At 48.0% G+C, this 12276-nt stretch carries 10 protein-coding genes; 4 read left to right on the top strand and 6 right to left on the bottom strand.

What is annotated here, in order from left to right; genetic code table 11:
- Window positions 1–61 precede the first annotated feature (61 nt).
- Window positions 62–274, top strand: a complete 213-nt coding sequence (locus DK430_RS07730) for a BRO-N domain-containing protein (protein WP_109078503.1) — start codon at window positions 62–64, stop codon at window positions 272–274.
- A 463-nt stretch (window positions 275–737) separates the two neighbouring features.
- Here the strand turns inward: DK430_RS07730 and DK430_RS07725 are convergent, their stop codons facing one another.
- The 6 genes from DK430_RS07725 to DK430_RS13360 form a co-directional block, all read right to left on the bottom strand.
- Window positions 738–1475, bottom strand: coding sequence for a toxin-antitoxin system YwqK family antitoxin (locus DK430_RS07725; RefSeq protein WP_109078502.1), 738 nt, complete (start codon window positions 1473–1475; stop codon window positions 738–740).
- A 99-nt stretch (window positions 1476–1574) separates the two neighbouring features.
- Complete coding sequence (hrpA, locus tag DK430_RS07720) at window positions 1575–5492, bottom strand: ATP-dependent RNA helicase HrpA (RefSeq protein ID WP_109078501.1); 3918 nt, start codon at window positions 5490–5492, stop codon at window positions 1575–1577.
- Window positions 5489–5878: a DUF423 domain-containing protein gene (locus DK430_RS07715; RefSeq protein ID WP_109078500.1), complete on the bottom strand. Its 390-nt coding sequence runs from the start codon at window positions 5876–5878 to the stop codon at window positions 5489–5491. Before DK430_RS07715 ends, hrpA begins: the two co-directional genes overlap by 4 nt.
- Window position 5879: 1 nt before the next feature.
- On the bottom strand, window positions 5880–6332 hold the full coding sequence (locus DK430_RS07710; RefSeq protein WP_109078499.1) for a DUF441 domain-containing protein: 453 nt from the start codon (window positions 6330–6332) through the stop codon (window positions 5880–5882).
- A gap of 144 nt (window positions 6333–6476) precedes the next feature.
- Window positions 6477–7619 (bottom strand): DUF2827 family protein, encoded by a 1143-nt coding sequence (locus DK430_RS07705; RefSeq protein ID WP_109078498.1) that lies wholly within the window; start codon window positions 7617–7619, stop codon window positions 6477–6479.
- A gap of 77 nt (window positions 7620–7696) precedes the next feature.
- Complete coding sequence (locus DK430_RS13360) at window positions 7697–9004, bottom strand: YadA family autotransporter adhesin (protein WP_239496801.1); 1308 nt, start codon at window positions 9002–9004, stop codon at window positions 7697–7699.
- Window positions 9005–9074: 70 nt separating this feature from the next.
- Between DK430_RS13360 and DK430_RS13355 the strand changes: the two genes are divergently transcribed.
- The 3 genes from DK430_RS13355 (at window position 9075) to DK430_RS13115 (ending at window position 12230) form a co-directional block, all read left to right on the top strand.
- Window positions 9075–11501 (top strand): coiled-coil domain-containing protein, encoded by a 2427-nt coding sequence (locus DK430_RS13355; RefSeq protein ID WP_239496800.1) that lies wholly within the window; start codon window positions 9075–9077, stop codon window positions 11499–11501.
- A gap of 93 nt (window positions 11502–11594) precedes the next feature.
- Window positions 11595–11879 (top strand): hypothetical protein, encoded by a 285-nt coding sequence (locus DK430_RS13350; RefSeq protein WP_111890596.1) that lies wholly within the window; start codon window positions 11595–11597, stop codon window positions 11877–11879.
- A 30-nt stretch (window positions 11880–11909) separates the two neighbouring features.
- Window positions 11910–12230 (top strand): hypothetical protein, encoded by a 321-nt coding sequence (locus DK430_RS13115; protein ID WP_111890595.1) that lies wholly within the window; start codon window positions 11910–11912, stop codon window positions 12228–12230.
- Window positions 12231–12276: the final 46 nt, after the last annotated feature.

Here is a 12276-nt window from a genome sequence, read left to right as displayed (position 1 = left end):
ACTGTGCACATTTGGATAAATAATACAATTCACCACAACTTTAAATCGCTAAAGGAACATCATGAATATCAAACTATTTGAACAAAAAGAAGTACGCTCCGCATGGGACGAAGAACAAGGAAAGTGGTATTTTTCTATTGTCGATGTGGTTGAAATTTTGACGGAAAGCACCTCTTCCACTGCCTATTGGAGAAAGTTAAAACAAAGGTTAAAAGAAGAGGGAAATGAAACCGTGACAAATTGTCACGCTTTGAAAGTATATCCTTCATATTAATTGATAGCGCACGCTTTCTAGCATGTGCTTGTAATTCTAAAAAAGCACACGTTAGGAAACGTGCGCCATCAAAGGACGAGTTGGCTACAAATTGTAGTCAACTGAAAATGCAGTCTTCGTGTAGTCTGTTTTGAAAATGTTTTTGAAGTTGAAAAACATTTGAAAAAATGACTGCACTTTTTGAGAACAGCACGATGGTTCAAGCGTCCTCGCTTGGACCAAATAAGCACAAGCGTGGACGCTTGCGCTATCGTGGGGGTTGAAAAACACCTAGAAAAATGACCGCACTTTATGCTGGTTATGCTGGCGCGCGTCTCCCGACGCGCACCCTGAAATTAAAAATAAAATCACACAAATTGATAGCGCACGCTTCCTAGCGTGTGCTTATATTTTAGGAAAAGGCACACGTTAGGAAACGTGCGCCATCTTGTGACGCGCGCTATCGTGGAGGTGGACGCTTGCACTATGGGGTAACTTCTCTTACTTTTTGACCGTTATTCCATTCTATGGCGCGATAAGCCTCATTTTTTCCGCCTTTATTACGGAAAAATATTTCTGCTCCGTGCTTAACATCGCCATTCATGTGTTGTACATGAACTTCATTGTCATTCTCAAATTGCCAAATGGCAATCTTTTTACCACTCTGATCGTACTCATGGGAAAAACCATGGGCTAAGCCGTTTTTATAATCAATCACTGCTTTTACCTTACCGTTTTCCCAATAGTGCGTCATTGTTCCATCTAATTGCCCTTGCGAATTATAGTTCATATCACTTCTTAACTTGCCATTTTCCCAATAGCGAGCGTATTTTCCACTTAATTGTCCTTGCTCATTAAAGTTCAAAACACTCTCTAACTTGCCGTTTTGGTAATAATTTTTAACCTCGCCGATAAGACCACCGCCTACGACACCGGTCCAAGTTTTCTTAACTTTCGTTAATTCATAATCATAATACTCTGTGCAACGCTGTGTACCATTGCTTGGCGCTTTACATTTAATTCTTGGATCAGGCGGGGGGGCAGGATCACGTTCGTTAGAGGAATAACCTCTGGAGGGATACGAACCAGATGAGCAATTTGGATTATAGCCATATGAACATAATGCCGGATGATTCTGCAAAGCACCTTTTGTTACATCATACGTATTCGCTTGAGTACTACTACTAATCACAATTAATGAAGCTAACCACCACTTTTTCATTACATTATCCTTATCTAATAGAGAAAATAGAATTGCAAGAGTTTAAACATAACTTACTAAAAATCAAGCAAATTTATCTGGTAGTTTTTGAAATGCTATTTACGATTTAACTTCCGCAATCACATTCAAAACCCTCTTCTCCGACACCTGATACTTCGTTCCTAACTGTTGCGCAAATAAACTTACGCGCAATTCTTCGATCATGTATCGAATTTCCGCCACTTCATCTGACATTGGCTTAGATTTTGGTAATTTAGCCAACAGCTGTTGGTAGGCTTGTTGTACTTGTTCCACGCGTAACATTGCTGCACGGTCGCGGTTTACGTCTTGATTGAGTTTATCAATGCGTTTATCAATAGCTTGTAGATAACGGAGTAAATCCGGCAGGCGCGCATAACCGCTCTTTTGCACGAAACCTTGATAAATGAGGCCGGCAAGTTGGGATTTAATATCCGACAGCGCAAATGCCATGGTGAAATCCATTTTGCCTTTGAGGCGTTGATTGAGCTGGTGCGTGAGCGTGAGGATTTGCTCCACTTTTTGTGCAATATCCACGGTGACTTCATTGAGATTTTCGCGCACGAAATCGCGCAATTTTTCAAAATCGGCTTCATTCCACACAAAACCACCGAAATCGGCGATGAGTTTATCCACAGCGCAGGCGATACAATCGTCAATCAAATCCAGTACGCGACCGAACGGCGTGAAATACAGCCCCAGCTTGGCTTTGTTCGGCAATTTTTCATGCAAATATTTAATTGGCGACGGCACGTTGAGCAACAACAATCGGCGCAAACCTTGTTGCATTGCCACCGCTTGTTCAAATTCCGTTTCAAAGAGTTTGATGCCCACAGAATCTTTTTCATCCACAATCGCCGGGAAGGCTTTCACGCTGAAACCGCGCTGTTTTTGCTCATAGCATTGCGGCAGCTCGGCAAAATTCCAAATATGAGCGCCACTTTGTTCAATGCCGTCGTCCGCCACGGCGGAAATACTTTCCTGCACGCGATCTTTTAGGTTAAATTTCAGCTCGTCCAAATTCATGGATTCGGCAATTTTCTTGCCGTTTTCATCCACCACGCGGAAAGTCATTTTCAAATGGCTTGGGATTTGTTCCCAATTCCAATGCTCCGCTTCCACCGTCACGCCTGTCATACGGCGCAATTCGTAAATCAGCGTGTCCAATAATGGTTTTTCTAACGGCACGGTGCGCCCTAAAAAGGCTTGGGCATAATTCGGCGCAGGCACGAAATTACGGCGATAGGATTTCGGCAAGGATTTAATCAGCGCAATCACCAGTTCCTCGCGCAAGCCCGGAATTTGCCAATCAAAGCCCGTCATTTCAACTTGGTTGAGCAACGGCAACGGAATATGCACGGTCACACCGTCCGCGTCGGTGCCCGGTTCAAATTGATACGTAAGTTTGAGCTTCAAATTGCCTTGATGCCAGAAATTCGGGAAATCCAGCTTGCTCACCTGTTCCGCGTCGTCGTTAATTAGGAAAGAACGCTCAAAATTGAGTAATTCGGGATCCTGCTTTTCCGCCTTTTTCCACCAAGTATCAAAATGCTTTTGCGACACCACGTCTGTGCCGATGCGTTGATCGTAAAACTCAAAAAGCGTGCGCTCGTCCACCAAAATATCACGGCGACGGCTCTTGTGTTCCAGTTCCTCCACTTCACGAATTAAGCGTTGGTTTTCTTTAAAGAACTTATGGCGCGTATTCCAATCCCCTTCCACCAGTGCCGATTGAATAAAGATCTCACGGCTTACGGTCGGATCAATGGCGCCATAATTCACCTGCCGCGCCGCCACAATCGGCACGCCGTAAAGGGTGACTTTTTCATCAGCAATCACCGCCCCGCGTGATTTCGACCAACGGGGTTCGGAATAGGATTTTTTGGTTAAATGTTCGGCGAGTGGCTCAATCCATTCCGGTTCGATTTCCGCCACCATGCGCCCCCAGAGTTTGGAGGTTTCCACCAGCTCCGCCGCCATCACCCATTTCGGTTGCTTTTTGAAAAGCACGGAGTTCGGAAAAATGGCAAAGTGGGCGTTGCGCGCGCCGAGATATTGTTGTTTTTCCGCTTCTTTTAGCCCGATATGGGAAAGCAAGCCGCTCAAAAGTGCGGTGTGAATTTGCTGATATTCCGCTTTTTCCGAATTAATCGGCAAGCCCATTTCACGCACCGCCAGGCGGATTTGTTGATAAATATCCTGCCATTCGCGAATGCGCAGATAATTCAAGAAATCCTTTTGGCATTGACGACGGAATTGATTTTTCGTCAGTGCCTTTTGCTGTTCTTGAACGTAATTCCACAAGTTCAAGAACGCCAAGAAATCGGATTTTTTATCGGCAAAGCGACGATGTTTTTCATCTGAAGCCTGTTGTTTTTCCGTCGGGCGTTCACGCGGATCTTGAATAGATAACGCGGAGACGATAATCATCACTTCATAAACGCTGCCAAAATTGACCGCACTTAGGAGCATTTTTGCAAGGCGCGGATCGACAGGGAGTTGGGCGAGTTGGCGACCGATTTGTGTTAAACGACGTTTTTCACCAAATTTGGTTTGAACAGTTTCAAACGCGCCTAGCTCTTCCAACAACTTCACACCATCCTGAATATGTCGCTTATCCGGCGCGTCCACAAATGGAAAGGCTTCAATATCATCCAAGCCTAACGCCGTCATTTGCAAAATTACGGAGGCTAAATTGGTGCGCAGGATTTCGGGATCGGTAAATTCCGGGCGGTTGTTAAAATCCTCTTCCGAATAAAGACGGATACAGATGCCTTCGCTCACACGACCACAACGTCCTTTACGCTGATTGGCGGAGGCTTGGGAAATCGGCTCGATTGGCAAGCGTTGCACTTTGGTGCGGTAGCTATAACGGGAAATCCGCGCGGTGCCGGGGTCGATGACATATTTTATGCCCGGCACGGTAAGGGAGGTTTCCGCCACGTTGGTGGCAAGCACGATGCGGTTCAAACCGCTCGGGTGGAAAATTTTGTTTTGTTCTTGTGCGGAAAGACGGGCAAAGAGCGGTAAAATTTCCGTGTGTTTTAGATTTTGTTTTTGCAGCGCTTCGGCGGTGTCGCGGATCTCGCGTTCACCGTTCATAAAAATCAAAATATCGCCTCGCCCTTCCGCTTGCAGTTCGTCCACCGCGTTGAGAATGCCTTGCAGCTGGTCTTGATCGTCCTCTTCCGCAATCGGACGATAGCGCACTTCTACAGGATAGGTTCTGCCCGACACTTCAATAATCGGCGCGTTGTTGAAGTGCTTGGAAAAACGTTCTACGTCAATGGTCGCCGAGGTAATAATAAGTTTTAAATCAGGACGGCGCAGCAGAAGCTGTTTCAGATAGCCGAGGATAAAATCGTTGTTCAGACTGCGCTCGTGGGCTTCGTCGATAATTAGGCAAGAATATTGATTGAGAAAACGATCCGTCTGAATTTCCGCCAGCAAAATCCCGTCGGTCATCAGTTTGATTTGGGTGTTGTCGCTGATGTGATCGTTAAAACGAACTTTATAGCCCACCAAATCGCCCAGTTCCGTTTGCAATTCTTCCGCGATTCGGGCGGCAACGGAACGCGCGGCAATACGACGTGGCTGGGTGTGCCCAATCATCCCCAAATTGCCCAAACCCAGCTCCAAACACATTTTCGGCAACTGGGTGGTTTTGCCCGAACCGGTTTCGCCGGCGACGACGATCACTTGATGTTCTACAAGCAGCTTTTCAATTTCAGCTTTGCGTTGGCTGACAGGCAGACCTTCCGGAAAAACAAGGGAATTTTTGACCGCACTTTTACGGCTTTCCACGCGCAATTTTGCCTGTTGGATTTGTTGTTCAATTTCAGCAGCAACGGCTTGTTGCGCCTCTTGGCTTTTGATTTTGCCGATACCGTGAATGCGGGCGGATAAACGGCGTTTATCCACCGACATGATGTCATTTAATTGAGAAAAAAGGGATTGTTGTAGAGGGGTTAATTCGTGTTTTATGGATCTGTTCTTCATACCGATTTACTTTTGAAACTGCCGTAAGCCAAGCAAAGCCAGCCGATTAAAAATAACGTGCCACCGATAGGCGTGAGCCAAACCATAAATTTGCCGGCACCGAGGGCAAGGGCATAGAGGCTGCCGCTGAAGAGAAGAATGCCGAATGTCCATGCGCCGGCGGCAAGATTGGTGATTTTATCGGCGCGTAATGATTCGCGGCACACTTGCACGATGCCAATGCCCATAATGGCAAGGGTGTGAAACATTTGATATTTCACGCCGGTGTCAATCCAAGCCAAGGCTTTCGGTTCTAAAATTTGACTTAAACCGTGCGCCGCAAAAGCCCCGACGGTCACGCATAAAAAACCGCTCAGAGCGGCGATCAATAACCATTTGTTTTTCATATTACGATTTCCCTAAGAATAACGATAAAATCCCCGCCGCAATTAAAGGCCCTACCGGTACGCCGCCAAGAAAAGCCACGCCTAAAATCGTGCCGATAATGAGCCCGGTGAGCAAGATCGGATGTTCCCCCATTAAAGGGATCCCCCTGCCGCCCAGCCATGCCACCAGAATTCCGACGGCGACTGCCAGAAACATTTTCCAGCTAAGAAGCGTGTTTAACGGCGGCAATTGAACCTTGCCCGAAACCAGCGGGCTTAATACGCCGATGGTTAAAATGACGATGCCGACGGTGACACCGTATTTATCAAGAAAGGGAATATATTTGGAGAGTAGCGTTTGTTGCATGATAAGCAACACAGCGGCGGAAATGGTGATGGAGCTGTTGTGGCTGAGGACGCCTAATAAAATTAAAATCACCAAAAGCAAGGCGATCATGTTGAATTGGAGCGACATAGAGATCCTAAAGTGCGGTAAAAATTTGCAGAGAATTATAGCACAAGCTGTCTATGTTGCCTTGCTTCCGACAACAAAAAACCGCACGAGGAAAACTAAAGTGCGGTCGGTTTTCAAAATGTTTTTTAAACCGACCGCACTTTTTTATTCCTCAAACAACCGCTTCAACTCTTTCTCATAGCAATAAATATTTACCGGATTGGTGGGCGACTGTGATTCCAGATATTCATTGGCGCGCTTCACATAGTCCGCATGATGTTTGTCGTGATTCTCGATCACGTCCAACAACACCCGCGCCCCTTCAAACGCATCAAACTGATCGTAATAATAACCGACGCCTTTCGGCAATAATTTGGAATTATGAATAAACGGATAACCGCCGTACAGCGCGTCATTGTAGGCATAATTCAGCCCGTTTTCCCATTGATGGCTGACTACAATGTCCGTATAACGGGCGAGAAAATCCGGCATTTGATAACGTCCTTCCACCGTCATCACATTGTCTTTTACCAACTCAGTGCGCCCGATGAAGTTGAAAAATGTCGGATTATCTTTTTTATCGTAAGTATTACACATATAAACGTGCCCGATTTTTTCCGGCGCCATACGATACGCCTGTTCACAAATTAAAATCGGCGTAAAACAGGTTTTAAACACATTAATGTTAGCCTCGAAAGACGCCATTCGGCGGGACTGTTTTTCTTGATTCGGTTTATAGCCGAAGTCGATATTATGTTCAGTTTTAATGCGACGAATCACTTTGTCGCAGAAGGTCGGTGCCCAAATCGCCGGCACTTGATAAGAATTGCAACGATGCATGATGGCAAAATAAGACGCGCACATATTCATATTTTGCGGGATGATCCAGTTGCTATCATAGTGCGTTCCATTAAATGTGCGTCCGCCTTTTTTATCAAACAGAAAATATTCCATATCCATGACATAATCGTTGCCCATCTTATAGCAAACGATTTTCCCGCCATGATCATGCATGCGACGCATATATTGCGGTTCAATCACCAAAGTGCCCTCAATTAGCACATCCAGCTCATCAATCACATCTTCCACATAAGCGCATTTTAAGGCTTCATCGTCCATCATAAACCCGCTCGGCGGCGTAGATTTTTTCTCAGGCCCCCAAGATACCAGCACGACGTCCTCTACAATAGAAGAAGCCTCAAACAATCGATAAAGAAAAACGACATTTTGATTCACGCCGTTCGCCCAAATATCGGGCACGGTCGATTCAAAATTGCAGGTGATACCGATTTTATATTTACGCGACATACACATCTCCGAAAAAAATACTTTGATAAAAAAATCTCACCTGCCAAAGCAGGTGAGATGATGTTTAAGCGTTAAAACTATTTCCACTGATAACCGATACCGGCGCCGACATTGTAATCCCCTTGTGTGGTTGCCGCCGCACTCATTTTCAGGATCACTTTATTGTTATCGCTGGCTTTTGAGTAACCCACCGCAACCGCACTTTGTCCGTGGTAATTCCCCACGCCCAATCCGAGTAGGTTTGCACCCGGTTGAGTGACTTGCGGGATATTGGCGATCGCTGTTGCTCCCGCAATACCGGCGCGTAATTTACGGTTCGATCTGTCGATCTTGTTATTCAAACGGGATTCCGATGCAGAAACTATATCTTTGACCTGACCTAAGTTGGTCGCGTCAGTATCCTTCTCTGCTCTACCCACATTGGTAATCACACGTTCTCTGCCTTCGCTGCCCACAGAAACCGTATTGGCGCGATCCGCCACAGAGTCATTGCCCAGCGCAACGGAATTTTCCGCTGTTGCCGTGGCATTTTGACCAACTGCCGTCGCACCTTTGCCAGTGGCTTTTGCTTTATTACCAAAGGCTGAACTATTTTCACCGTCAGCGGCAGAATCTTTACCGTATTTCGTCGCATTCGTGCCGTTAGCTTGATTCAAGATACCGGAATTATTCAGCATATCTTCCGTTCTTATTGCCGAACTTTCTGCCGCAGAAGCGGAGCTTGATGCTGAAACGGCAGAACTATTGGCAGAACTTGCCGAGCTACTTGCCGCCGTTGCCGAACTGTCCGCACGGTTTGCTGAACTTGACGCGGCAGAAGCTGAACTGCTCGCATTACTTGCCGATGTTGAAGCCGTTGAAGCGGAACTATCTGCCGCACTTGCCGAACTGGAAGCCGCTGTAGCCGACGTACTGGCATTTGTCGCCGAGCTTGAAGCGCTTGATGCTGACGTACTTGCATCGGCAGAGAAATCGGCCGCTTCAAGTGCTGCATTTTCAGAAAGCACCGCCCATTGGTGTGAGCTTGAAGCGGAGCTTGATGCTGCAACCGCCGAGCTGTCGGCATGACTTGCAGAAGTTGATGCCGCTGTTGCTGAAGACGCGGAAGAAACTGCTGAAGTACTTGCCGCACTTGCAGAGGAATCCGCTCTATTGGCTGACGAATCTGCTGCAGAGGCTGAACTTGACGCCTGTGTTGCAGAACTATCTGCCGCCACAGCCGAGCTGTTTGCGTTACTTGCTGAAGTTGACGCAGCTGTCGCAGAGGAGGCGGAAGAAACTGCTGAAGTACTTGCCGCACTTGCAGAGGAATCCGCTCTATTGGCTGACGAATCTGCTGCAGAGGCTGAACTTGACGCCTGTGTTGCAGAACTATCTGCCGCCACAGCCGAGCTGTTTGCATGACTTGCTGAGGTTGATGCTGCCGTTGCAGAAGAAGCTGAAGATACTGCGGAGGTGCTTGCCGCACTCGCAGAGGAATCCGATCTATTTGCTGACGAATCTGCTGCAGAGGCTGAGCTTGACGCAGCTGACGCTGAAGTGCTTGCCCTTGTAGCCGAAGATGCTGCATTAGTTTCGGAAGTTGAAGCAGCATTTGCTGAACTTAATGCGCTTGAAGCGGCATTATTTGCTACTGTCGCAGATGACGCAGAAGCAGTAGCAGATGTGCTTGCTGCACCGGCTGAAGAATCCGCTTTTGTAGCAGAGCTATCGGCTGCTGTAGCCGAACTGGAAGCTACGCTTGCAGAAGAAGCCGAAGATACTGCCGACGTACTTGCAGCACTTGCAGAGGAATCAGCTTTATCCGCTGAAGATCCTGCTGCAGACGCAGAGCTTGATGCTTGTGTTGCCGAAGTCGCTGCCGAAGTCGCTGAGGTTGATGCAGCAGAAGCTGAGGAATCTGCTTTACTTGCTGAGGTACTTGCCGCGCTGGCTGAACCTGAAGCTGTCGTTGCGGAGCTACTTGCATTGCTTGCCGAAGTTGACGCTGCAGAGGCTGATGTACTCGCATTAGACGCAGAGCTTGCCGCAGATGTTGCAGAATCTGCCGCTTTCGTTGCGGATGAATTAGCTTCTGTCGCAGAAGATGCTGCTTTGCTTTCTGATGTTGAAGCGGCGCTTGCTGAACTTAACGCATTAGATGCAGCGGTACTTGCCACTGTGGCGGATGACGCTGAAGATTCTGCGGATGTACTCGCTGCTGTGGCAGAGCTTTCCGCTTTTGTTGCCGAGCTATCTGCCTTGCTTGCTGACGTGCTTGCTTCTGTCGCAGAACTACCAGCAGCAGTTGCTGATGAACTTGCGTTACTCGCTGAAGTTGACGCTGCAGAGGCTGACGTACTCGCATTAGATGCAGAGCTTGCTGCAGATGTTGCAGAATCTGCCGCTTTGGTTGCAGATGAATTAGCTTCTGTCGCAGAAGACGCTGCTTTGCTTTCAGATGTTGAAGCGGCATTTGCTGAACTTAACGCATTAGATGCAGCGGTACTTGCCACTGTGGCGGATGATGCTGAAGATTCTGCGGATGTACTCGCTGCTGTGGCAGAGCTTTCCGCTTTTGTTGCCGAGCTATCAGCCTTACTTGCTGAACTGCTTGCTTCTGTAGCTGAAGATCCTGCTGCAGACGCAGAGCTTGATGCTTGTGTTGCCGATGTCGCTGCCGAAGTCGCTGAGGTTGACGCCACAGAAGCTGAGCTATCTGCTTTACTTGCTGAGGTACTTGCCGCGCTGGCTGAACCTGAAGCTGTCGTTGCGGAGCTACTTGCATTGCTTGCCGAAGTTGACGCTGCAGAGGCTGACGTACTCGCATTAGATGCAGAGCTTGCTGCAGATGTTGCAGAATCTGCCGCTTTGGTTGCAGATGAATTAGCTTCTGTCGCAGAAGATGCTGCTTTGCTTTCTGACGTTGAAGCAGCACTTGCTGAACTTAAGGCATTAGATGCAGCGGTACTTGCCACTGTGGCAGATGACGCTGAAGATTCTGCAGATGTGCTTGCTGCTGTGGCAGCGTTTTCTGCCTTCGTTGCCGAACTATCAGCCTTACTTGCTGAACTACTTGCTTCTGTTGCTGAAGATGCTGCTTTATCTGCTGAAGTGCTTGCCGCGCTCGCTGAACCAGAAGCTGCTGTTGCAGAACTGCTTGCGTTACTTGCTGAAGTTGAAGCTTCAGAAGCTGATGTGCTGGCATTAGTTGCTGACGTAGATGCACTTGATGCAGAACTTGATGCCGCTGAAGCGGAGCTACTTGCATTTGTCGCCGAAGTTGATGCTGCTGAGGCTGACGTACTCGCATTAGATGCAGAGCTTGCTGCAGATGTTGCAGAATCTGCCGCTTTCGTTGCGGATGAATTAGCTTCTGTCGCTGAAGACGCTGCTTTGCTTTCTGATGTTGAAGCGGCATTTGCTGAACTTAACGCATTAGATGCAGCGGTACTTGCCACTGTGGCAGATGACGCTGAAGATTCTGCGGATGTACTCGCATTACTTGCCGAAGTTGACGCTGCAGAGGCTGATGTGCTCGCATTAGACGCAGAGCTTGCCGCAGATGTTGCAGAATCTGCCGCTTTGGTTGCAGATGAATTAGCTTCTGTCGCAGAAGACGCTGCTTTGCTTTCTGATGTTGAAGCGGCATTTGCTGAACTTAACGCATTAGATGCAGCGGTACTTGCCACTGTGGCGGATGATGCTGAAGATTCTGCGGATGTACTCGCTGCTGTGGCAGCGTTTTCTGCCTTCGTTGCCGAACTATCAGCCTTACTTGCTGAACTGCTTGCTTCTGTAGCTGAAGATCCTGCTGCAGACGCAGAGCTTGATGCTTGTGTTGCCGATGTCGCTGCCGAAGTCGCTGAGGTTGACGCCGCAGAAGCTGAGCTATCTGCTTGACTTGCTGAGGTACTTGCCGCGCTGGCTGAACCTGAAGCTGCCGTTGCGGAGCTACTTGCATTACTTGCCGAAGTTGAGGCTTCAGAGGCTGATGTGCTCGCATTAGCTGCCGAGCTTGACGCGGCAGATGCAGAAGAACTTGCGTTACTTGCTGAGCTACTCGCTTCTGTCGCAGAACTACCAGCGGCAGTTGCTGATGAACTTGCGTTACTCGCTGAAGTTGAGGCTTCAGAAGCTGATGTGCTCGCATTAGCTGCCGAGCTTGATGCCTTAGTTGCCGAACTATCAGCCTTACTTGCCGAACTGCTTGCTTCAGTTGCTGAAGAAGCTGCTTTATCTGCTGAAGATCCGGCTGCCGAGGCTGAGCTTGATGCCTGACTTGCCGAAGAATCCGCTTTACTTGCCGAGGTGCTCGCTTGGGTCGCAGAACTATCTGCCTTACTTGCTGAACTGCTTGCTTCTGTAGCTGAAGATCCTGCTGCAGACGCAGAGCTTGATGCTTGTGTTGCCGATGTCGCTGCCGAAGTCGCTGAGGTTGATGCAGCAGAAGCAGAGGAATCCGCTTTACTTGCCGAAGAGCTTGCGGCTATGGCGGATCCGCTGGCAGAACTCGCCGCACTTACCGCACTACTTGCTGCCGTTTCAATTTTTCCTAAATTCTCATTGACAGTAGAAGCTGCAGATGAAGCAGCCGAAATGGATTGTTTCGCTGTTGAAGACAAGCCGTAAGTAATTTTTCCATTGCCATCTGTGGTGACGTCAAGATCCGAAGTCG

Origin of the sequence: Aggregatibacter kilianii (assembly GCF_003129965.1) — a bacterium.
In the GTDB taxonomy this organism is placed as follows: domain Bacteria; phylum Pseudomonadota; class Gammaproteobacteria; order Enterobacterales; family Pasteurellaceae; genus Aggregatibacter; species Aggregatibacter kilianii_A.
This window is presented reverse-complemented; position numbering and strand designations above follow the sequence as displayed.